Source organism: Catenibacterium sp. UBA627 (genome assembly GCF_002299355.1).
Lineage (GTDB): Bacteria > Bacillota_I > Bacilli_A > Erysipelotrichales > Coprobacillaceae > Catenibacterium > Catenibacterium mitsuoka.
In genome coordinates, this window is sequence record NZ_DBPF01000036.1 from 258 (window position 1) to 23153 (window position 22896).

Here is a 22896-nt window from a genome sequence, read left to right on the forward strand (position 1 = left end):
TATCAATCTTCTTAAACGGATGCATAAGCATCCTAGAAGCCTTGACTTCAAATACGGAGTATTAAGTCGAGGTAGTTCACTAACTCCATTATATAGGTGTTATAGAAGCTTAACTTAATGCGTGATTTTAGATGCAATGATATAATAGTACTAAAGTACAAATGAAGGAGAATCATTATGCAGATTATTAAAGGGATGCACCTCAATAAAAAACTCAATGAATTGGCAGACAAACTGCAGGGACCTGCTTATATCATTACAGAGAATACAGAATATGTAGAAGATCTATTCTTGAATAAGTGTTCCTGTTTATTTGATATAGAAGTTCTAACACTTAAACAATATATAGATAAGATTTTGATTTCACATAAACAGTTTGCCCGTCATATTTATTCACAGGCAGATCTTGTTTTTATGATGCGTCATATTCTTTCTTGTCATACATTTAATACAATACAATTTAGTTCTAATTCTTATGAGATGATTCTTGAATTGATTTCTACACTTAAAAAGATTCATAGAAATAACATAACTCTCGATCAGTTTTTCGAAGATACTTTATTAAATAAGAAGTGTGAAGATTTATATACAATTAATTCTCTTATTACTGGAGGATATTGGACAATTGAAGAGATGGTAGAGGATTTAATAGACGATTCGTTAAAGACACCTCTTTATATTATGAGTGATGATTATCCTCACATTGCATCCAAAAAATTATTTAATAAGATAGACAATTATGTTCCTGTCACATTACTAGAAATGACAGATGCAGATGAAGTATTAAATGAATATGAAGAGTCTATTATTCATCACTTATTTGATAATAGTGATGTACATAAAGTAGCGAGAGGACGTGTAATGAGTGGTGGGCACCCTATGCAGGAATGTATGAAGATTGCCTGTGATATTAAATCACGTATTGTGAATGAGCAGCTGCACTATGAAGACTTTATGATTATTACCAATCAAGCAAGCTACTCAGATTATCTCACAGTATGTTTTGATGAACTCAATATTCCTGCCACATTATCACAAAATGTAGCATGTCATTATAATAGTGATTATCGTAAAATGTCTCGATCATTATCAGAGTGTATTGGACATACTTTTAAGGAAATTATTCAGTTCCTTCAAAAACAGGATATCAGTGCCTCTATGATTAAAACTCTTGATGCTTATCAATGTGATGATGAAATTAGTCCTGAAGAGTTTGATTTATTCCTTCAATGCATTATTCCAGGTAATAGAGTTACAAATAAGACAGGTGTTATTGTGACTTCACTTGAAAAGGGATTGACTGCTTCACCTAAACATATTTATTTAACAGGAATCAATGAAACATTCCTACCTTTAGAAATCAGTGATAAAGGATTCTTAATGGAGGAGGACTATAAACAATTTAATCCTCATCCTCTATTATTAGATGAACAGTTACAGGCACATTATAAGCGTATTATACAGGTTCTTTTAAATCCTTATTTATCTTATACATTCTCTTATAGTAAGAAGAATATGGCTGCCAACGAATTGATTCCTTCTATTCTTATGTCACGTTTGAGTGATCTCTTTGAATTAGAATATATCAATCCTTCATTGAATCTCATCAAGAATAACCTATATTTAAATCAATCACGTATAGATGAAGATCCTATTAATCGATTGATTGATCATTATAAAATGACAAGTAACCAGCCTGAGTTTATTAAAGATACAAATAAGCTCGGAAGAGGGGTCAGTGTATCTCGTTTAGAGACATATAATAAATGTCCTTTCTCTTATTACATTAAATATGGATTAAAGATTACAGAAAAGAGAGAAGATACTTTACAATCAAGTGAACTTGGTTCTTTATGTCATTATTTAATGGAGAAATGTCTTGATGATGGATCTCTTGTAGATCAAGAAGCAAAACATTATATAGAAGAGAATCTGAAAGAGAAATATGATGATCATCCAATGAACCAATATTTTATTGATAATCTCATTGAAGATATGAAGATGACAATTAAAATTATTCAGAAGCAGTTAAAATACGGTAAGTATGTGCCTGTCGCAAAAGAAAAAGAAATATCTGGTGAAATTGGAGGCGTTCCTTTTTCAGGTATTATTGATAGAGTGGATGAATACGAGAATATGGTACGTATTGTAGATTATAAGTCAAGTAAGAAAGAGATTGATTTCAATCTTGCGATACAGGGATTTAATATTCAGATGCTTGTTTATCTAGATATGTTATGTAAACAGGAGAATAAGGATCGTGCAGGTATGTTGTACTTTAATATGAAGAAACGTATGCTTGCACGTGAGGATGACTCATGGGGTACTAGTATTCAAAGGGAGATATTAAAAGAATATCGTATGGAAGGCTATATGGTGGATGATGGATCAACTAAATCTGTAAAGGCTCTTGGTGACTTCCCTGATCTTGTAACTCCTATCAGAGTTAAGAAATCTGGAGAATACTATAATGGCGCAAAAGTCATTTCTCCTGATGAATTAGATTCAATTATGGAGAATGTTGAAAATCATATTTCTAAACTGTATAAAAAGATTCATGATGGCTTAATTCCTATCCAACCTACTTTAATGGAAGGTGCACAGCCATCTAATGACTTTAAGGTATATCCATGTAACTACTGCCCATATAAGTCAGTATGTTTATTTGATGTATTTGAGAACGATAATAGAATAATTTCAAAAGATATGTATAAGAAACTAAAAGGAGATGATGAGAATGCCTAAATATAATAAAGAACAGCAGGCCGCGATTGATTTAAGAGGAAAGACTATTCTTGTCAGTGCTCCTGCCGGTTCAGGAAAGACAAGAATTCTTGTAGCCCGTTTAATCAGTTTGATTGTGAATGATCATTATTCAATGGATCAATTTCTAGTATTAACTTTTACTAAAGCCGCAGGCAATGAAATGAAACAAAGATTGAATGTGTCTTTACATGAAGAAGCCATGGCCAATCATGATGAAGAAACATTGAGACACATTCAAAAACAGATTCAATTATTACCTCATGCCTATATCACAACATTTGATAGTTTCTGTAAGACTCTCTTAGAGAAATATGGCTATTTGATTGGTATCATGCCAGGATTTAAAGTCAATCCTTCACCTGATTTAATCAAAGATCAAGTACTAGATCAATGTTTAGAGAAGTGGGTCAAAGATCCACGTTTTCAGGATTATGCATCTCGTCATAACACAAAAAATAACTTTGATGATTTAAAGAAGACTTTAATAGACTTCCAGAACATCACCAATTCTTTTGTGGACTTCCATCAGTTCCTTAATCAAGTACATGAGAAATATTATAAATCTAAATTTTTTGGAAAAAAGCCGATTCTAGAAGGCATGGCAAAATTGTATCAAGACTGCTGTCTTAAAAGTTTGAGTGCTTATAATATTCTCTATCGTTTTTGTGAAAAACATGATATTACTTATTTCTTTGAAGCAGATGAAAATGCGAAACATCCTGCACCTGCCACTGCATTATATGATTATTATTCTGATTTATACAAGGCATTAGATACACCAATGTCTTATACTACACTAGACGGACGCGTATCACATAAAATAGAAATGTCATCTATCAAGTGGAATGAACTTGGTGTGGATGATTCTGTTAAGAAACAATATACAAAATTGAAGGCTGATGTCACTGAACCTCTCAAAAAATTAAAGAAGTATTTCTCTTTTACAGATAAATTCTCTGAGTATCTCACTTATTCTTACATAGATATTTATTATTTACTTGGTAAAAACGGGCTGTTAGATCAGTTTAATCAGGCTTATAGCGAGGCAAAGAAGGCTAGAAATGAATTAGACTTCCATGATCTAGAAGAATATGCAACAAAACTGTTGCAACCTGATCTTCCTGTTGTAGAAAGATTGAATCATACATTAAAAGAAATCATGGTGGATGAATATCAGGACACCAACCAGATACAGGAGAACCTTGTCTTAAAGATTGCAAACTATGATGAACAAATTCCAATGTTTATGGTAGGTGATATGAAGCAATCTATTTATCGTTTTAGACAGGCCGATCCCTCAATCTTCCAGCACAAGTTTGATACATTCACTAAACTAGAAGAGATGACAGAATATGATACAAATATTCGTATTGATTTAAAGTATAACTATCGTTCTGAAAAAGTTGTATTAGATAGTGTCAATTATATTTTTGATTGTATTATGGATAGTTCTGTAGGCGGATTAGAGTATATCCATGGTGATAATGCGATTTTAAGATATGATTTTGATGCAAAAGGTACAACACTTCCTGAACTAGAGAAGAATCATGATTTTGATACAGACATACTTATTTCTCTTTATAAGAATCAGGAAGAATATACAAAATCTGAAGTGGAAGCACATATGATTGCCCAGAAAATCATCAGCATGAAAAAACTGAAGGATTATAAATATCATGATTTTGCGGTACTCATGCGTTCTACGACTGAATTTATTACTTATAAGAAGGTTTTTGAACGTTATCATATTCCTGCAAATATTACTTTATCAAGTGGTTTGTTTGAGTCTAATGAAGTCATTAGTATGATGACATTATTAAAGGCTTTGGTTAATCCATATGATGATATTGCGATGTTATCTGTATTACATAATAATTTCTTATTCTCTCATTTTACTGAGAATGAGTTATTAGATATAAGAGATGCAGATGATCCTCTTTACATCAACCTCACACATCATACAAATAAGAAGGTACTTCATTTCTTAGATGTGTTCAATGATTTAAGAAATACTGCCATGACATCATCACCTTATGAAACATTAAAGAAGTGTTTAAAAGAAACAGGATATCAGGCTTTTGTATCCCAATTAATGAATGGTGAACAACGTAGCGCAAACTTAGATATTCTATTAGAAACATTCCGCACAAATGAAGAATATCCTTATTTAAAGGATTACCTAGAATTATTAGATTCTTCTTCTAGCCAGGCCCCTGGATTTATTGCGAGTGATGAAAATGATGCTGTAGAATTCATGACTATTCATAAGTCTAAAGGGTTACAGTTCCCTGTTGTATTTGTAAGTGCCATGCAGAAGAAGTTCAATTCATCAGATGAGAAAGCCGAAATTATTATTTCTCAGCATGATGGAGTGGCCGGAAGTGTATGTAAGCTAGAAGAATCTCCATTTGGAAATATTGTATGTAAGTATGAGCATCCTTATTCAAAAATGTTGAAGATGTTCATTCGTCAAGAAACAGTGAATGAAGAAATGCGTATTCTTTATGTTGCCTTAACACGTGCAGAAAAGAAACTCATCTTAACCGGTACAATCAAGGATGAAGAAGAAATCATTTCTATTGCCCGTCAGGTACAGGCCAATGATACAGACCCTACTCTAAAGAAGGGTCAGGGTGTTGTATATAATCTTGCCATGCGTTCTACAAACAATTATTTAAGCTGGGTTCTTATGGCTTTATTAAGACATAAGGACTTCCAAAATGATATAAAGATACTAATTCCTGAAATCAGACCTTATCTTTCATTAGATCGTTCTTCTTTTAAAGAACTAGAGAATAAAGATACTCAGCTAGCACGTTTCCATTGCACAATACTAGATAGTAGTGAAACAGTACAACGTATTCCACCTTATGCGAAAATAAAAGCGGACAACCAATATCGCGCTTATAAGAAGTATTATGATTTTGAATATCCTTATCCTACTGAACCACGCAGCATTGCGGTAACAAGTATGGAAGAAGTGAAGAATGATGAAACACATTTTGATTTTAGTAATGAAGGAACACACTATCTAGCCACAGATAGAGGAACATTGGTCCATAACTTATTAAGTTATTTCAATTTTAAAGAAGATAATCCACAGGAATTGATTCAATCACTTTATAGTAATCAGATGTTTGATGAGGAAGGACTCAAGGTCTTAAATAACTATCTTCCTCATATCAATGATTTTATCAATAGTGATACATATCAATTGATTAAAGATGCAGATCAAATTTACCAGGAAAAACAATTTAGATACAAAGATGAGAATGGACTCATCATCAATGGTATATTTGACTTAGTCTTTATTAAAGACAATAAAGTTTATGTACTAGACTATAAGACAGATAAAGTATCAAAAGACAACAGCGAAGAAGTGCTTAAAGAGCTCCACCGTACGCAGTTGTCTTATTACTCAAAAGTACTTAAAGAAGTATTCCATACAGATGTACAGCCTATTGTCTACTATCTTCACATCAATAAAGCAATTTACTTATAGAAAAAAGACTGATATCACATAAGCGATATCAGCCTTTTATTTTTCTACAGTATTGTTTTCTTCATCTCTAAATAATTCTTTTTGGCAATGGGGACACACTGTTAAACTACCTGCATCTTTCGTAGGAAGATAGTTATGACAATAAGGGCATCTCCAATAAACGAGACCAAGAATAAAATAAATAACTAAACAAATAATAATCGCGATAGTCAGAATAATCGCAATTGAGGCGTAACCTATGAAATAACAGACTAATGCTGCAATCGCAAGGAGACTAGCCAGATAACTTTGTTTAGACATAAAAAACTGTACTCTTTTTAGTTTCATAAGATCACCCATTCCCTACTTGCCTTATTATATCAATATTCAAAGTAGAATAGAACACCTTTTTCTGTATTTTCTACTCCAAAATGATAACTATGTCTCTCTAATATCGCTTTTACAATAGGAAGACCGAGTCCTGTTCCGCCCTGATCCTTAGAAATATAGGCTTCCCAGATGGATTCCATCTCTTCCTGAGAGAGATGTTGTCCTTCATTTTCTATTTCAAAACGATGATTTGTAACACGATATATAATCGTACCTTGTTCATCTGTATGCTTAATCGCATTAGATGTCAGGTTATTAATAACCCTTTCTATCTGAATAGGATCACAATCCAAAACCACTTCTTCATATTCTTTTACAATATGAAGCTGCTTCTTTTCTAGTTCATATTCAAAATCATCTATCACTTCTTCTACAAGTTCTGGCAATGAAACATGATAGTTATTTAATTCTATCTTACCTGATTCTAATCGAGATAATTCCAACATTGTAAGTACGATACCATTAATACGTTCAATCTGTTCATTAATGATATGAATATATTTCTCTCTTGTAACCTGCGTTGTGGCATCCTCTAATAATTCAGAATACCCCGCAATAATACCAAGAGGTGTTTTAATCTCATGAGTAAAGTTCGCAATAAACTGTTTTCTTGTATGTTCTAGTCTTTGAACATGTTCAAGCTGTTCAGTCAGCTGATTGATTGTATTCTCTAAGTTCGTACTCATGATATTGATATTATTTTCCAACTGCCCTATTTCATCATGACGTGTAATCAAGAATTTCTCACTGAAATCATTCTTCGCAATTTCATTTGTAACTTCTGATACATGTCTTAATGGTTTTGTAATCATATGTGAGATTACAATAGAAATCACAATATTCAGCCAGAGTACAATAATATAAATATACCAGGAATGTTCAAAATAGTTCACTGCAGCCCTTTTAGTCAATTTAGGTATAAAGCTAGCTGATACAAAATAACCCTTTACACCACTCACATTTGACACTGGAGATATTTCCTGATTCAGTTCTGAAAGCACAATAGTCATTGTCCCACCATTTACATTAATACTCTTAAAATGCACATAATCAGATCCTTTTGCATATTCAATACTATCAATCTTCTTGATCTGTTTTTCTAATGCCTTCTTAAGTTTCTTATAATCAGTAAACTCTCTTCCGCCACTTGAACCATTTCTTTCATAAAAGCATCTTTCTGACATATACCAGGATACTTCATATTTCTTTAATGATTTGTGTGTTCCATTTAATAAAACCTTACCATTAATCGCAAGATACGCAGGATGAATATCTGTTGTATCCATTGATGTATAATATTCAACCTCTCTCTCACCATCATTAATATAGTATTGTTTCTTTTGAGACTTAGCATCACCTATGACTACATCATAATTCTCATCAGGATGTTCAATCATATACTTATTGATTTTCTCTACTAGATTATTTTCAGATATATCCACCATGATTTTCTGACTCGTACTATCGTCAAGAATCCACAATTGAGAAATATGCGAAGAAGCACTACTTATAAATGACTTGATATTATTATCACTATCCACTATTGCAGACATACCCTCATTTGTAAGATAGTAATTCTTTAAATACTTGGTCATATCTGGATTATCTAAAGAATACTGTGTCTGATATATATTCTGTATGCCAGAAGTCAATGAAGCATCATATGAAGAACTAATAATACGTTCCTTGTATTCTGTAATGCCTTGTAATGACATAAGTCCAAGAATAATCACAAATACAAACAACATCAAGAAGAAGGTACGCTTTACAAGTCCAAAAGACCATTTAGTCTTCTTCATCCGTATATGTATAACCTGCCTTCATAATAGTCTGAATACGATGTGAATGTACACCCAGTTTCTTTCTTAACTTCTTAATATAAGTATCTACAGCACGTCCATCACCATAATAATCATAGCCCCAGACCTTATTTAAAATCTGAGAACGTGTAAATAACTGATTCTTATTATTTAAGAATAATTCCATTAATAAATATTCCTTATTGGGAAGTGCGACTGGTTCACCATCTACATACATTAAATGTTTACTTGCATCTAACCAGATGATTTCTTTATCTTCTTTTTCTGTCTTCTTGCTTCTATTTAAAATAGCCTGACATTTCGCATATAAAACAGAAGGCTTAAATGGCTTTGTGATATAATCATCTGCTCCTACATGATAACCATCCAGCATATTATCAGTTTCAGACAAAGCGCTGATAAAAATAATAGGCATATCGTATTGTTCACGAATCTTCTTACATGTTTCATATCCATCCATTCCTGGCATCATGATATCAAGTAAAACCATATCAATATCTTGATTCACTTTATTCAAAGCATCATAACCATCTACTGCTTCAATCACTTCATAGTCTCTTGCCGCAAAATATTCCTTAATAATATCTCTAATAAGCACTTCATCTTCTACAACTAATAATTTATACATGTTCCACCTCCAAATAATAAAGGACTCTATCGAAGATAGAGCCCCCATATGAGTTATTCACCAATTAATTCCATCATTGCTTTATGGAATACTTCTGTCTTATCAGCAGCATCCTTTGCATCTGTACCCTTAATTGAGAAATAGAATTTACACTTAGGTTCTGTACCAGAAGGTCTAGCAGCAATCCAAGAACCATCTTCTAGATAATACTTTAATACATTTGACTTTGGTAAGTCAATTGTTGTGCCATCAGAACGTTCACTTGTTGCATAATCTTCGCTTAATACAACCTTTACGCCACCAATTTCAGTAGGCTTGTCTTTTCTTAAAGTATCCATCATTTCTTTGATACGTGCAGCACCTGCAGCACCAGCCTTAGCTAAAGCAATCTGTGATTCCTTGAACGTACCATACTTAGCATATAATTCATTCAATACATCAATAAGATCCTTACCCTGCTTCTTATAGTAGTTACCACATTCAGCAGCAAGTAATACAGCCTGTACAGCATCTTTATCTCTTACGAAGTCTTCTACAACACAGCCATAGCTTTCTTCATAACCGAAGATGAACTGTTTTTCATGTGTCTTTTCATACTTTCTGATCTTATCACCAATGAACTTGAATCCAGTTAATGTCTTTTCAACATCAACACCATAGTTTCTAGCAACTAATTCACCAAGATCACTTGTAACAATAGTATTGTACATAACTGCATTATCAGGTAATGTACCCTTCTCTTTTCTCTGAGATAAGATATATTCAAGATATACAGCAGCACTCTGGTTACCACTCATTAATACATATTCACCATTATGCTTTGCAACAACACCAAGTCTATCACCATCAGGGTCTGTAATTGCGACTACATCAGCATCTACTTCTTTCGCAAGCTTAATAGCTAATTCATAAGAAGAATCCACTTCTGGGTTTGGAGACTTTGTATTTGTATAATCTGGATCAGGTGCACACTGTGCAAGTACTGGCACAATATCATAACCTAATCTCTTTAAGCATGTTCTTACAGGGATGTTATCTGCACCATGCTGTGGTGAATAAACAATCTTGAAATCAGACTTATCTAGTCCAGGATTGATTTCAATACCCATTACAGCTTTGTAGTAAGCTTCATCCACTTCTTCTCCTACCCATGTAATGAATGGATAAGCTTCTTCATCACTAATCTGTTCAATTTCTAATTCATCATCGATTTCATTTACATAATCAACAACGATATCGCCCCATTCAGGGATTAACTGACAACCAGTATCATCATATACTTTATAACCGTTATATTCCTTAGGGTTATGAGAAGCAGTAATCATGATACCACCTGCACATTTTAAATAACGCACTGCGAAAGATAATTCTGGAGTAGGTCTTAAAGATTCCATGATATAAGACTTAATACCAAACTTTGCAAGAATCTTAGCAGATTCAATCGCAAAACGATATGACATATGTCTGTTATCATAGCTGATTGCGACTCCACGTTCTTTACCTTCTGGTAAATTAGCCACATATTTCGCAAATCCCATATTTGCTTTACGAACTGTATAGATGTTCATACGGTTTGTACCTGCACCTAAAATACCACGCATACCTGCTGTACCGAATTCAAGGTTCTTATAGAAAGCATCTTCCTTCTGTTCTTCTGTCATTCCGGCAAGTTCTGCCTTTAATGAAGCGTCCATATCTTCATAATTTAACCATTGCTCATATTTTTTATTAATATCCATTTTTAAGCGTTACCTCCTGTTCTTATTATACCATTTTCAAAAACCTATAGAAACAAAAAGCGCTACAGTTGCATTATTTTCTCATAACTTTTACTCACGTTTTAAATATTTATCTAAATCAAATAGTTATATTTATGAATATCGATATGTTTTTGTCGAGAACTCCTAAGTAAGCACTTACAGATATATAAAAAGGGGGTTAGTGATCTCTCACTACATCCCCTATTTTTGCATCACAATATGTTGTAATATCCTTTGATGAAACAATCATCTGATAGCCTCTTTTACCTGCTGAGAGAGCGATAGGACGGTCTTTTTCTATGCTGGCATCAAAATATGTAGGAAACTTCTTTTTCATGCCAACAGGAGAACACCCCCCACGTATATAACCTGTGAGGCCAAGTAAATCCTTCATATGAAGCATTTCTACCTTCTTATGTCCAGATAGTTTAGCCAGTTTCTTTAAGTCTATTTCCTCTAATACAGGAATACAGCATACTAAATAATCGTGGTCTTCATGTAATACAAGTGTTTTATAGATATCGCCTGCATCCATATCTACTTGTGATGCCACATGTTCACCACTCAAATGTTCTTCATCATATTCATATGTCTTGATCTCATAAGGAATCTTATCACGATCAAGCATTCTTAACGCATTTGTTTTAATTTTACTCTTTTTCATATATATCACCTTGGATGATATTATAGCACTTTATCTTGGCCAATGTTCATTTTCTACAAAATAAGTGGCTTCCATATCTGCTGTAGATAACGCAAAAGCTTCAGGAAAACGACTAAATACATTTCCTACTGTTCTTACATCATCACCATAACTAAAGCCCATATGATAGGCAATAGCGGCTATTTCTATATCTGTAAGCTTTAAATAGCGATTCATAATATAAACACTCTTAGAACCATGTCCTACAGGGAATGCATCTTCTATTGTATAGAAAGGTACTTGTTCCCATTGTCCCTGGGCATTCTTCTTATTACGCATTTCCGTCTTATAAATATCAACCTTGCATAAATCATGAAATAAAGCACATAACGCTATACTTTCTTCACTCATAGATAAATGATACCCTGGTTCACAACGCTTCTTTACATAACTTCTAAAACAGAAATAAACATGAAGACTATGATCACATAACCCACCTTCATAATCTCCATGATAACGTGTACTTGCAGGTGCACTATAAAAGTCAGTACCTTCTAGCCATGAAAGAAGATCATAGATGCCTTCTCTTTGTATATATTTATGACAAATATCATTAAATAATGTTTTTACTTCAATAGAAGATAAATCATCTCTCTCAGGATACATATCCTTTGCGAGTCTTAATAAAATACCATCTTTACCAATTGTTTTCATATTTGTATCTCCTTGCCTTCATCATTATACCAAACTTTCTTATAAGAAAGTGTGATTTCATCATTTAATTCTACTATACTATATATAGAGGTGATAAAATGAACAAACTACATTTAGCTCAGCTGCCTACTCCTATAGAAAAAATAGACTATCTCTCAAACAAATATAAACCAAATATTTTTGTGAAAAGAGATGACTTAACAGATAGTGTCGCATCTGGCAATAAGATTAGAAAATTAGAATACAGTGTGGCAGAAGCATTATCTTTAGGATGTGATACACTGATCACAAATGGTGGATTCCAGTCCAACCATTGCCGATCTACTGCTGCAGTGGCCGCTAAACTAGGATTAAAGTGTATTCTTATACTTAGAAAAGAACCTGGTGAAAATATTGAAACAGCCAACTTCCTTTTAGATCATATGCTTGGTGCTGATATTAGAGTAAAGGAACATGATGATTTCCAGGCGCATAAAGATGAAATGATGCAGGAAGTCTATCAAGAAGTATTAGATCAAGGTAGTAAACCTTACATTATTCCTATGGGTGCTAGTAATGGAATCGGTACTTTAGGTTATATTGATGCTTTTGATGAAATACTAGAATATGAAAAAAAGACAGGCATAGTGTTTGATACTATTATTGATGCAGTCGGTTCTGGTGGAACTTATACTGGTTTATATCTAGGTAATGAATTAAGACAAACTCATAAAGATATTGTAGGTATTAATGTATGTGATGATGCTGATTTCTTTATTAAAGAAATCAATCGCATTATTGATGAAACGTTGCCTCATCTTGATGTTGAAGATGTGGATAGAAGTCATATTCATATAATTGATGGATATGTAGGAAGAGGCTACTCTTTAAGCCGTAAAGAAGAATTAAAAGCTATCTCTGATTTGTCTCGACATAGTGGTATTATTCTTGATCCTGTTTATACAGGTAAAGCCTATTATGGACTGATCCATGAATTAGAAAAAGATACATTTGATCACGCAAAGAATATTCTATTTATGCATACTGGTGGTATTTATGGATTATTCTCAAAATCAAAAGAAATAATCTCAGCCTAGGCTGAGATCTTTTTCTTATATGTTATAATCACTGTTTCTAGATACATGATAGATGCAATGCCAATTGTTTCTATCAGGATTTTTGATGTATAAACTGTCCTAATCTTTCTTATTTCTTTTTGAGATATTGTCATATCACGGTGAGAAAGAGATGTATTGATGATATATTTTGAAAGGTAAGGACTTGTAAAGAAAGTAATAGATAACGCAACAATAAATACGATGAATGTTTTTAAAAGATTCTGTTTCTTTGATAATCTTATATATACAAGTATTAATAGAAATGAGCCTGTGATTAATAGTATAAATGGAAATGTCTTTACTTTATCATATATATTTTCAAAGATTGAAACACATGCATTATATTGTGCATCATTGGAAGTAAGCTGTAATTGATTCCAGTCTAACGGTGTTTTTTGTGCTCTCTTAATAAAATATTCTGATGTATCTTCTTTAGTTAAGTAGTAAGTGACAGAGGATAGCGTCTGTTCTGTATGACTTAATGACTGTGCTTTTGATAAAGAGATAAAGATTGTATTATAAGGCTTTAGACGACTTAATGGACCCACCTTATTCTTATAGATACCTACAATAGATAATGAGACATCTCCTTTTTCAGTATTAAACTGAATACTGTCTCCTATACTAATATTATTATTTTTAGCTAATGCGTAGGATATAACTGCATTGGATGTATTCTCATCTTTATTTGTGAGTAGTCTTCCTTCTTTTAATTGATATTCTTTTGAATTAAAGTCCTGAATCAGCGTCATAGAAGAATAACCCGCAAGAAGAAATGAATCTTCCTGATAATTTTTTAAATGAATACGAGGAAAAGAGAGATGTGTATCTACAGGTTGAAGTGATGAGGATGCATTGACTAATTGTTCATAGTTATAGGCTTTTACACCTTTAAGGTGTGTTAACTCTTTTGCATCAGTAAGACTAACACCTCCATTATTAGATGTCAGTGTTACTTCATATTTCAATTGTTGCTTATACTTATTAATTACCTGCAATGATCCCTGCTTAATAAATAAGCACATCATAATCATATTCATTGTGATCAATACAATTAGAAATAGTAATAAATAGTGTAAACACTCTTTCCCTTTAGACATAATGACGCCTCCTTATAATTATAATAAAAAATAATATTTGCGTTATTATGGAGTAAATATGGGAAAACGTGTGTAAAAAAAACAGTGGATAAAATCCACTGTCAAAAACAAAAGTATATTATTCAGCAACTTTCTGTTCTTTGATAACCTTAGCGATAGAATCGATTACGTCCTTTTCGTCTTCACCTTCAGCTTCGATTTCTACTGTAGCCTTAGTTGGAACACCTAAAGACATAACACCCATGATTGATTTAAGGTTAACGCTCTTACCGTTATAGATTAAGTTGATATTGCTAGAGAATTTGCTAGCCTGGTTTACTAAGATTGTAGCAGGTCTTGCATGTAAACCTACTGGGTCAGATACTACGAATGATAATTTTTCCATTTAAAAAATTCCTCCTTATGAATATAGCATTATTATATCACAAATCCTAATAATTTCTATACCTTTATCTCATTTTTTACTAGCGCTTACAAAAACATTGATATATACTATCTTTTTTTGATAATAAATTTTAAATTTGTATAAAGCCGACACCTAAAACAGAGCCACAATTCCATTCATTTGTATGTCCTGGGTGTTTAAAAGCCAATGCTAAATTTCCCATTTCGTAGACCATTACGCCACCTTCTGGGATATCTACAACTTCTACATGGTCTAATATTTCAGGACCAAAGACCTTTTCATCACTATAAACTGCAGCCTGCATATTTGTGATTGTCAGAAGTTTGCCCTTTACAATAAAAGAGAATTTATAAACATTCTGTGAACCTTCTAATGGAATCTTTTCTACAAAAATCTTATCAGGATCAACACCTAATGTTTCAAAGATACGAGACTGCTGGAAAGACATTGCTTTCTTTAGTTCTTCATTTAATTGTTTTTCTTTAGAATAATCATTTTTACTATAGTCATGCTGTGTTGCATTGACATCTACATCTAACATCCATGGATCAAATCTAAATTCCATCTTCTTTCTCCTCTACTAATTCATTTTTTGTTTCTGTACGATAATCTACTAATCTTTCAAACCAGATTTTACATAATGCACCTACTGGTACAGAAACGAGCATTCCTAAGAATCCACCTATCATACTACCGATAATAAGAGATACAATAACGAGTACTGGGTGAATGTCAATACTTGCACTAAGCAATCTTGGGTTGATGATATTACCATCTACCCCCTGAATAATCAATAATGCGATAAATGCTTTTAAAGCCATATGTAAATCACCAGTCACAAGCCCTATAATCGCAATAGAGCCATATCCTAGAAATGGACCTACATAAGGAACGAGGTTCCCTATACCAACTAATAACGCAATCACAATCCAGAACTTGATATGTAAGAAACCAAACGCAATACTTACCATTAAAAACATAAGAAATGCATCAATAACCTGACCACGTACATAACCAGAGAATACACCTTCGATATCCGCTAATAATTGGTGAATGACAGCATCTACTTGTCTACTAGTGAAGGCTTTAATACTCTTACTCCAATAGTTCCATAATTTTTCTCCATCAAGCATAAAGTAAATCGCAAAGATGATAGAGAATAGAAGGTTTGTAAAAAAGTCAGAAACCCTACTAATAGCACCTAGAATATTAGTTGTAAGACCATTCGTAAATGTTTTTAAGAAATGCTGTAATTGTACTGTAGAGATACTCATGGACTTTAACTGTACAATCAGGTCTTCATAGAATGCATTCACATTCTTCGCAATAATACGTAAGAAATCACTCATGTCCTTAAATTGTGTTACAGCTAATTCTTTACCTATACTTCTAATCACAAATGCAGATAATAACGCAAATACAAATAATACAATTAAAGAAGTAATCGCAACAGATAACTGATGGCTGAGTTTCTTCTTTTCCTGGAAATAAGAAATACTTCTAAGAGATGATTCCACCTTTTCTACTAAAGGCTTTAATAAATAAGCAATCACAAAACCAATGAGCAAAGGTGTGAAAACCTGAGTTAAAAAGCCCCATCCTTTTTTAATCCATTTTAGGATGTCTGTCATGTTACTCCCCACTGCAATGACAAGATAAATTGCAATTACAGTTGCGACTACATAAACCGCAATCTGCGTATATTTTCTGTTTGGTTTAAAATGAAACATAATACCTCCTTACATAAGAGGGCTAAAGAAACGTAAGATACATCTCCATCCTCTTAATACAACACTTGTATTTATATACTTCTCTGATACATCCTGACTTATTTCAAATAGTTCATCAAAATCTTCTCTTAATTCTTTGACTGCATGATTATGAGTAAACCAGCATCCATTTTCAAAGTGTAGATAAAGACTTCTAAAGTCAAAATTAATTGTACCAACAGCACCGACCTGATCATCTACTAAACATTGTTTTGAATGAATAAAACCTGGTGTATATTCATAGATATGAATACCTGCCTGCACAAGATGTGAATAATAACTTCTTGTCATTGCAAAGACAACAGCTTTATCAGGAATACCGGGAGTAATGATTCTGACGTCGACACCTCTTTTTGATGCAAGAATGAGTTCTCTTTGCATTTCATCACTCAATATCAAGTAAGGTGTTGTGATATAAATATGATGAACAGCATGCTTGATCATATTTAAATAGACATTCTCACCTGTTTCTTCATCATCTAAAGGTGTATCAGAGTAAGGAACGATATAACCTTCCCCTTCTATTTGATACCTTTTTAAATAAGGTGTGAGGTCTTCATTGTCTTCTTCACTTGATGTCTGCCACATCTCAAAGAAAATTTTTGTGAGAGAGTCTACTGCATCACCCTCTAATCTTACTCCAGAGTCCTTCCATAGTCCATAAGGATGTGTATAATTGAAATATTCATCGGCAAGATTATAGCCTCCTGTATAGCCTACTAGACCATCTATGACAGTTATTTTACGGTGATCACGATTGTTCATAAAAGTATTTAAAACAGGGAAGATAGGATTAAATACACGACATTGTATACCTTCTTCATGAAGACGTGTTCTAAACTTATTATTAATAAAGCCAACACTACCCATATCATCATAAAAGACTCTGACATCTACCCCCTGTTTTACTTTTTCAACAAGAACATCTTCAATCTGTCTCCATGCCTTTGAATCTTCAATAGCATGATATTCCATGAATATAAATTCCTTTGCATTATTTAAATCTTTTAATTGTGTTTCTAATGCTTCATTCGTAGAACTATAGAATTTCATCTTTGTATGATTAAAGACTGGGAAACCTAAAGATTTTAAATAATAAGCTTCAGTGGCATGAAGAGGATCATCACATTGTAGTTCTTCAAATCCGTTTGTCTCTATTTGATATGTATTAAGATAGGCATTTACCTTATTGAACTTCTTCTGTACTGTCTTTAATAAAGAAGGTCTACCAAACATAAGATAAATAGCTAAACCAAAGACTGGAAAGATAAGAATCAGGACAATCCAGGATAACTTAAAAGCACTATTATCAGGTCTGCCATAGATACGTAATACACATAAGAAAGCAATCAAGCTCATAATGATATCAAAAGCGGCATAATACTTAGATAAATATATCGCAAGTTTCACTATCAAGAAGACCTGAATGATAATCAGAACAGCAGCAATCATGACACGTAATACACTATTTTTTACTGCACTTTTACTTTCAACTGTATTCATAAAAACCCCCTATCAAAAAAGGCTTTCAATTGAGAAAGCCTATTAGAAATTCTTCTTTGCGACAACTAAGAAACGATATGTTGTCAACTGGAAATATGTATTCTGTTTAATCTCGTCTAATGCATGCATATAGAAGCTCTTATATTGTGCGACATTTTCAGCCACTTCTGGAGCCACCTTACGGAAATATGTCTGTATCTGATGAAGATTATGGAAACGAATATATCCTCTGTCTTCTTTTGTTTCTACGACTTCAAATCCTGCATCCGCAAGAGTCATAGCACAACTATTCATATCCCAGACACCTCTCATCTTGAAAGGCATATACATAGATAAGAATTCATGAAGGTTATCACTACCATTCTGATTCACAATGAAAGTACCATTTGGTTTAAGTACACGCAATACTTCATTCTTATCATAGTTAGAAAACTGATCCATTAATACATCAATACGTTCATCCTTAAATGGAAGTAAGTTAGATTCTGTAAGTTTTGTTGCTTTTACAGGTAATCCTTCTAAAGTGGCTTCTACTTCGCTTGTTTCACTATAAGGTTCAATATCAAATGTTGCGGCTGGATAGTCTTTATAATCCTTTACAAACTGCCCTTTATCCACCGTCATAAAAGCAAGATGATCTTCTGGATGCACATAACTCTTAGTGATAGAAACTTCATCATAAAGCGGTGTAGAGACTTCATAACCATAGTCATCTTCGTCTCCACGTTTTAATTCTTCAATTTCTTTCATTAAAGTTGTTGCAGATCTAATCTGCTGACGACATCTGAACTTACCATACTTGATAATAATAAATTGTACAACAGCATCCGCAATAACGCCGCATGCCACAAAGATAATGAGTTCTAAGAACCACTGTGCTGACATAAATGCTGCTTCTGTACCACCAATCATAAAACAGATAATACATAATACAACCATGCTTGCTGTTCCCGTATAGTTGAAAGGACGATTGAACTGTTCAAACCATACTAAATTATTCACTCTTAATGCACGCTTACGGCTGATTTCAAAATAGATCAGCTGAAATGTCAACATTAATCCAACAAACACTAATAAAGTTGCAAGTAAAATTGCCATAGAATTCCCCCTTATTTGATCTTCTGACCTGTAAGAGTATAGTATTTATCTCCAATTGTGAAATAACCTTCTTCATGAAGAACTATTTCTTTTTCAATAGAATAAATTTCCCTCATACCATTATCCACATCATAGATATAAGAACGTCCATTCTTTTCTAATGCAAGATATGGATGTCCATCAAAGACTATTGCAGCTGTTTCAGGAATCTTTGTATAGATATCTGAAAGAGCTTCTTTTCCATTACAGTCATAAACCTTAAATTGGCCATTCTTATTATAGGCTGCATAATATGAATTGCCTATGAATTCTAAACGAGGATATGATTCTTTTAATACATTTTCACCTTCTGCATTAATCAATTCATACTTATTATTCTTAAGCTGTACAATTGCACACTTATTTTCATCATACTGATTTGCTTCCTGATAATAAGGACTGACCTTTTTACCATTGAAGTCATAATAAGCATAGCCTTTACCCTTCACAAATCCTGGATAACGAGACACTGTTAATTCATAAGCATAAGGATAAACCTGTACACCCTTCAATTCAGTTGTCTTCTTACCGTTATAGACTGTATGAGGTCCATACGCAATCTTCTTATTTCTAGAAATGAAATGTGTATCGTCTTTATAGTTAGAGTTTGTAGGAATAATCTGTCCATCTTTATAAAGACTGACTACATCTCCTGCAGTTAATACAACATTGTTTTTCTTAGTAATTTCGGCACTTGTTAAAGCATAATCATTTGAATAGACCTTAGTACCAATAACACCAAGTGTATTCTTATTATAAGCATCATAAAGAATTGCCTGATCTTTACGTGATGCAAGAATAGAATAATTACCTACTTCCTTAATAGAAGTCTTCTTACCATTCTTTAAATAAATATTAATAGAATCATTGAAAGCTACAATAGAAGCATCTTCATAACTAGATGCATAATAAACTTTCTTCTTACCAACATATAGAGTCTTACCGTTGTTGATGACTTTATAAGTCTTATCCTTTACCACAACAGGAAGATCTGTCTTTAATAAACCAGTCTTTGCTGATGATTTATAAAGCACTTTACCCTTTGTATTTAATACTTCAATACCACCAAGTGATATATCAGCCGCTTTTGTTTTTGTTTCTGTATCTGGATTTCTTACTACTGTTACCTTACATATATAAGTCTTCTTACCGACTTTACCTGTAATAGTCGCCTTACCTGCCTTCAAACCATAAACAGTACCATTTGCAACAGTCGCAATACCATAATCGCTTGTATCCCATTTAATCTTTTCAGGATCCACATTTGTGATTGTTAACTGTCCCTGACCACCTTTAATAACAGTCATTTTTTTCTGATCAATAACCTTAATAAGGTTATGAACTGTCACCTTACATGTATAGTCTTTCTTATCAATTGTGGCAGTAATAGTCACTGTTCCTTCTTTTTTCGCATGGATGATGCCATTTTCTACAGTGGCGATACTTTCATCAGAACTAGACCATTCTACCTTCTGATTTTCATAGTTGTTAATAGAAAGAGCTTCATCTGATTCTTCATCCATCTCAATCTTTGTTTTACTTAAAGAAAGAGGTTTAGCCTTTACAGTAATTTCTGCTTTAGCCTTCTGTTTACCAACCTGCGCAGTAATAGTTGCCTTACCTGGTTTAACCCCTGCAATTTCACCACTCTGTGCTACAATAACAACTTTATCATTGCTTGTAGTCCATACTGCCTGATCTTCATCCTTCTTATTTAATAGTTGCAAGAAGATATGCTGATTCTTTTCAATAGTTGTCTTGGCAGGATTGATCTTAATCTGTCTCTTCTTAACAGTAACTATTGCTTTATATTTCTTCTTACCAATCTTTGCAGTAATAACTGCTTTACCCTTCTTAAGACCTGTTACTTCACCAAATTCATTGACTGAAGCAATCTTTTTCTTATTAGAGCTCCACTGTACAACATCTTCTGGATTGGCCTTATCTAAAATATTTAAAACAACCTTCTGATCAGTTAAAAGAGTCACCTTAGTCTGATCAAGTCTTGGTACTCTCTTCTTTACAGTAACGACGCATTTTACTGTCTGTCCATTACTTGTTGCCTTTAATGTTGCTTTACCAGGACTCATTGTCCAGATATGGCCATTCGCAACAGTCGCAACAGCTGCATTACTTGTTTCCCACTTAATATCAGGATATGCATTTTCTATACCTAACTGACCTTCATCACCTTCATAGAAAGTGGCTTCCTTATGAGAAATCTTAAAAGTCTTACGTTTTACTTTTACCTTACACTCTAAAGTATCATCTCCAACCTTTGCGCTAATAGTTGTTGTACCAGGCTTTAGTCCCTGAATCACACCATTTTCTACTGTCGCAATCTTAGGATCTTTAGACTTCCATTCAATAGTACGAGCCCCATAGTCATTAACTGTTAATGTAGCTGGTTCTAATGTATAAACATCTAAAGAGTCATGATCAAAATATGGATGCAACGCTTTTACCTTAATCACACAAGTCACAGATGCATTATCTTTAGTTGCAGTAAGTACTGCAGTACCTGCATGTTTTGCATAAACATAACCCTGCTGGTTAATATTAACTACATCATTATCATTTGTAGACCAGACAACTGCATCATTCGCAAATACCTGTGTTAAAGTATTTTCTGTCATCTCTAGAGTTGATGCACTTAAATAAAGTCTCGTCTGTGGCTGAGTTTCACCTACAAGCATATTCCCCTGTGTCTTTAAGCTTGTATAACGTCCTGGCTTTACAATAGTCTTACCTGTATTAGAAATATAACCAGTCTGATCATTTGCATCAGTCACTAAATAACCGCCTTCAAAAGGCGTATAAGCCTTATACATATCTTTGGTATAACGCTGCCCTTTTGTATTATAAAGAGCATATAAACTATTCTTTCCTTCTTTCATGAAAGAACTCTTTTTTACATCATGATTATCGGATGATGATCCACAGCCGCTTAGTATTAAAGCAGCAGCAAGGATCCCTATTACCTTTTTCATACTCTGCCTCCTTTTTATACAAAAACATTATAACATAATTCTTTACGTAAAAAAAATGAGAGATACTCTCTCATTTTATAATCTTTGTAAAACGATAATTTACATTCCATAGGAACATTAAGAATACAACAACTAACATACCAAAAGAGAATAATGTTTTCTGCTTTTCTACCAAGAAAACATTATAGAAGAATAAGACACATAATACCGTAACCAAGAAACTCATCACTAACATAATTAGGTTCTTTGATTGTCTTCTTAATTCAAAGAAAATAAGAATCTGTAACGCGATAGAAATCATGAAATATAAGTCTTTATAGTCCATAAGCGTATTCTCCTCTTTTTCTTTATTATACAACAAGATACTAAAAAAGGCCCTATAAAGGCCTCTTTTGCATTAAATATGTAATGGATCGTTGTTTACACCATAAACCTTCTTATCTTTTGTAGTCGCTACATAATATACTGCGCTATCTTCAGGTTTATAGTAAACTTCTAAAGTTTCAAGAGTGTTAAGCTTGATTCCGTTAGCTTTGATATCTTCTTTAACTAATTTTTCGATATCAGATACATTAACATCTTTATTCATGAACTGTACTTCAATTTTTGTTTTCATGTGTGGGTCCTCCATTTCCTAATATGATAAAAACCACTTTTAATATATCACTTTTCTTTTTACAATCAACTATTTT

General features: G+C 33.1%; 18 protein-coding genes. 3 read left to right on the forward strand and 15 right to left on the reverse strand.

Annotated elements, in window-relative coordinates; genetic code table 11:
* The first annotated feature begins 177 nt into the window (after positions 1 to 177).
* On the forward strand, positions 178 to 2745 hold the full coding sequence (locus tag B2S90_RS02525) for a PD-(D/E)XK nuclease family protein (RefSeq protein WP_286696501.1): 2568 nt from the start codon (positions 178 to 180) through the stop codon (positions 2743 to 2745).
* The gene (locus B2S90_RS02530) at positions 2738 to 6268 is read left to right on the forward strand and encodes a UvrD-helicase domain-containing protein (RefSeq protein WP_286696502.1); all 3531 of its coding nucleotides are present in this window, start codon (positions 2738 to 2740) and stop codon (positions 6266 to 6268) included. The genes B2S90_RS02525 and B2S90_RS02530 overlap by 8 nt, the downstream gene beginning before the upstream one ends.
* Before the next feature lie 36 nt (positions 6269 to 6304).
* Here B2S90_RS02530 and B2S90_RS02535 read toward each other — a convergent pair whose 3' ends face one another.
* From B2S90_RS02535 to B2S90_RS02560, 6 genes are all read right to left on the reverse strand, one after another.
* Positions 6305 to 6595 carry a hypothetical protein gene (locus tag B2S90_RS02535; protein WP_040389743.1) on the reverse strand — a complete coding sequence of 97 codons (291 nt, stop codon included), beginning with the start codon at positions 6593 to 6595 and terminating at the stop codon, positions 6305 to 6307.
* Positions 6596 to 6627: 32 nt separating this feature from the next.
* Positions 6628 to 8436, reverse strand: a complete 1809-nt coding sequence (locus B2S90_RS02540; RefSeq protein ID WP_278860860.1) for a sensor histidine kinase — start codon at positions 8434 to 8436, stop codon at positions 6628 to 6630.
* Positions 8423 to 9085 carry a response regulator transcription factor gene (locus B2S90_RS02545; protein WP_278780830.1) on the reverse strand — a complete coding sequence of 221 codons (663 nt, stop codon included), beginning with the start codon at positions 9083 to 9085 and terminating at the stop codon, positions 8423 to 8425. The genes B2S90_RS02540 and B2S90_RS02545 overlap by 14 nt, the downstream gene beginning before the upstream one ends.
* Positions 9086 to 9138: 53 nt before the next feature.
* On the reverse strand, positions 9139 to 10824 hold the full coding sequence (locus B2S90_RS02550; protein ID WP_055233830.1) for a phospho-sugar mutase: 1686 nt from the start codon (positions 10822 to 10824) through the stop codon (positions 9139 to 9141).
* A 199-nt stretch (positions 10825 to 11023) separates the two neighbouring features.
* Positions 11024 to 11509 carry a Cys-tRNA(Pro) deacylase gene (gene ybaK / locus B2S90_RS02555; RefSeq protein ID WP_055233831.1) on the reverse strand — a complete coding sequence of 162 codons (486 nt, stop codon included), beginning with the start codon at positions 11507 to 11509 and terminating at the stop codon, positions 11024 to 11026.
* Between the two features lie 30 nt (positions 11510 to 11539).
* Positions 11540 to 12202 carry a hydrolase gene (locus B2S90_RS02560; protein WP_286696503.1) on the reverse strand — a complete coding sequence of 221 codons (663 nt, stop codon included), beginning with the start codon at positions 12200 to 12202 and terminating at the stop codon, positions 11540 to 11542.
* Positions 12203 to 12300: 98 nt separating this feature from the next.
* Between B2S90_RS02560 and B2S90_RS02565 the strand changes: the two genes are divergently transcribed.
* Positions 12301 to 13278, forward strand: a complete 978-nt coding sequence (locus B2S90_RS02565; protein WP_279067524.1) for a D-cysteine desulfhydrase family protein — start codon at positions 12301 to 12303, stop codon at positions 13276 to 13278.
* On the opposite strand, the gene B2S90_RS02570 is transcribed toward B2S90_RS02565, so the two are convergent.
* The 9 genes from B2S90_RS02570 to B2S90_RS02610 form a co-directional block, all read right to left on the reverse strand.
* Entirely contained in the window at positions 13275 to 14399 is a 1125-nt protein-coding gene (locus tag B2S90_RS02570) for an ABC transporter permease (protein WP_286696504.1), read from the reverse strand. The genes B2S90_RS02565 and B2S90_RS02570 overlap by 4 nt on opposite strands.
* Before the next feature lie 118 nt (positions 14400 to 14517).
* Positions 14518 to 14784, reverse strand: coding sequence for a phosphocarrier protein HPr (locus B2S90_RS02575; RefSeq protein WP_006505217.1), 267 nt, complete (start codon positions 14782 to 14784; stop codon positions 14518 to 14520).
* Positions 14785 to 14914: 130 nt separating this feature from the next.
* Positions 14915 to 15370, reverse strand: coding sequence for a hypothetical protein (locus tag B2S90_RS02580; RefSeq protein WP_055233834.1), 456 nt, complete (start codon positions 15368 to 15370; stop codon positions 14915 to 14917).
* The gene (locus B2S90_RS02585; protein ID WP_278860750.1) at positions 15360 to 16535 is read right to left on the reverse strand and encodes an AI-2E family transporter; all 1176 of its coding nucleotides are present in this window, start codon (positions 16533 to 16535) and stop codon (positions 15360 to 15362) included. The genes B2S90_RS02580 and B2S90_RS02585 overlap by 11 nt, the downstream gene beginning before the upstream one ends.
* 9 nt (positions 16536 to 16544) lie before the next feature.
* The gene (cls, locus tag B2S90_RS02590) at positions 16545 to 18077 is read right to left on the reverse strand and encodes a cardiolipin synthase (protein ID WP_279067528.1); all 1533 of its coding nucleotides are present in this window, start codon (positions 18075 to 18077) and stop codon (positions 16545 to 16547) included.
* 42 nt (positions 18078 to 18119) lie between these two features.
* Positions 18120 to 19175, reverse strand: coding sequence for a hypothetical protein (locus tag B2S90_RS02595; protein WP_055233837.1), 1056 nt, complete (start codon positions 19173 to 19175; stop codon positions 18120 to 18122).
* An 11-nt stretch (positions 19176 to 19186) separates the two neighbouring features.
* The gene (locus tag B2S90_RS02600; protein ID WP_286696505.1) at positions 19187 to 22204 is read right to left on the reverse strand and encodes an Ig-like domain-containing protein; all 3018 of its coding nucleotides are present in this window, start codon (positions 22202 to 22204) and stop codon (positions 19187 to 19189) included.
* Between the two features lie 70 nt (positions 22205 to 22274).
* Positions 22275 to 22529 carry a hypothetical protein gene (locus B2S90_RS02605; protein ID WP_055233839.1) on the reverse strand — a complete coding sequence of 85 codons (255 nt, stop codon included), beginning with the start codon at positions 22527 to 22529 and terminating at the stop codon, positions 22275 to 22277.
* Positions 22530 to 22601: 72 nt separating this feature from the next.
* On the reverse strand, positions 22602 to 22820 hold the full coding sequence (locus B2S90_RS02610) for a DUF6465 family protein (RefSeq protein WP_022425172.1): 219 nt from the start codon (positions 22818 to 22820) through the stop codon (positions 22602 to 22604).
* Between the last annotated feature and the right edge of the window lie 76 nt (positions 22821 to 22896).

Coding starts and splice junctions, on each gene's coding strand:
- B2S90_RS02525 (WP_286696501.1), top strand. CDS start 178: ATGCAGATTATTAAAGGGATGCACCTCAATAAAAAACTCAATGAATTG.
- B2S90_RS02530 (WP_286696502.1), top strand. CDS start 2,738: ATGCCTAAATATAATAAAGAACAGCAGGCCGCGATTGATTTAAGAGGA.
- B2S90_RS02535 (WP_040389743.1), bottom strand. CDS start 6,595: ATGAAACTAAAAAGAGTACAGTTTTTTATGTCTAAACAAAGTTATCTG.
- B2S90_RS02540 (WP_278860860.1), bottom strand. CDS start 8,436: ATGAAGAAGACTAAATGGTCTTTTGGACTTGTAAAGCGTACCTTCTTC.
- B2S90_RS02545 (WP_278780830.1), bottom strand. CDS start 9,085: ATGTATAAATTATTAGTTGTAGAAGATGAAGTGCTTATTAGAGATATT.
- B2S90_RS02550 (WP_055233830.1), bottom strand. CDS start 10,824: ATGGATATTAATAAAAAATATGAGCAATGGTTAAATTATGAAGATATG.
- ybaK (WP_055233831.1), bottom strand. CDS start 11,509: ATGAAAAAGAGTAAAATTAAAACAAATGCGTTAAGAATGCTTGATCGT.
- B2S90_RS02560 (WP_286696503.1), bottom strand. CDS start 12,202: ATGAAAACAATTGGTAAAGATGGTATTTTATTAAGACTCGCAAAGGAT.
- B2S90_RS02565 (WP_279067524.1), top strand. CDS start 12,301: ATGAACAAACTACATTTAGCTCAGCTGCCTACTCCTATAGAAAAAATA.
- B2S90_RS02570 (WP_286696504.1), bottom strand. CDS start 14,399: ATGTCTAAAGGGAAAGAGTGTTTACACTATTTATTACTATTTCTAATT.
- B2S90_RS02575 (WP_006505217.1), bottom strand. CDS start 14,784: ATGGAAAAATTATCATTCGTAGTATCTGACCCAGTAGGTTTACATGCA.
- B2S90_RS02580 (WP_055233834.1), bottom strand. CDS start 15,370: ATGGAATTTAGATTTGATCCATGGATGTTAGATGTAGATGTCAATGCA.
- B2S90_RS02585 (WP_278860750.1), bottom strand. CDS start 16,535: ATGTTTCATTTTAAACCAAACAGAAAATATACGCAGATTGCGGTTTAT.
- cls (WP_279067528.1), bottom strand. CDS start 18,077: ATGAATACAGTTGAAAGTAAAAGTGCAGTAAAAAATAGTGTATTACGT.
- B2S90_RS02595 (WP_055233837.1), bottom strand. CDS start 19,175: ATGGCAATTTTACTTGCAACTTTATTAGTGTTTGTTGGATTAATGTTG.
- B2S90_RS02600 (WP_286696505.1), bottom strand. CDS start 22,204: ATGAAAAAGGTAATAGGGATCCTTGCTGCTGCTTTAATACTAAGCGGC.
- B2S90_RS02605 (WP_055233839.1), bottom strand. CDS start 22,529: ATGGACTATAAAGACTTATATTTCATGATTTCTATCGCGTTACAGATT.
- B2S90_RS02610 (WP_022425172.1), bottom strand. CDS start 22,820: ATGAAAACAAAAATTGAAGTACAGTTCATGAATAAAGATGTTAATGTA.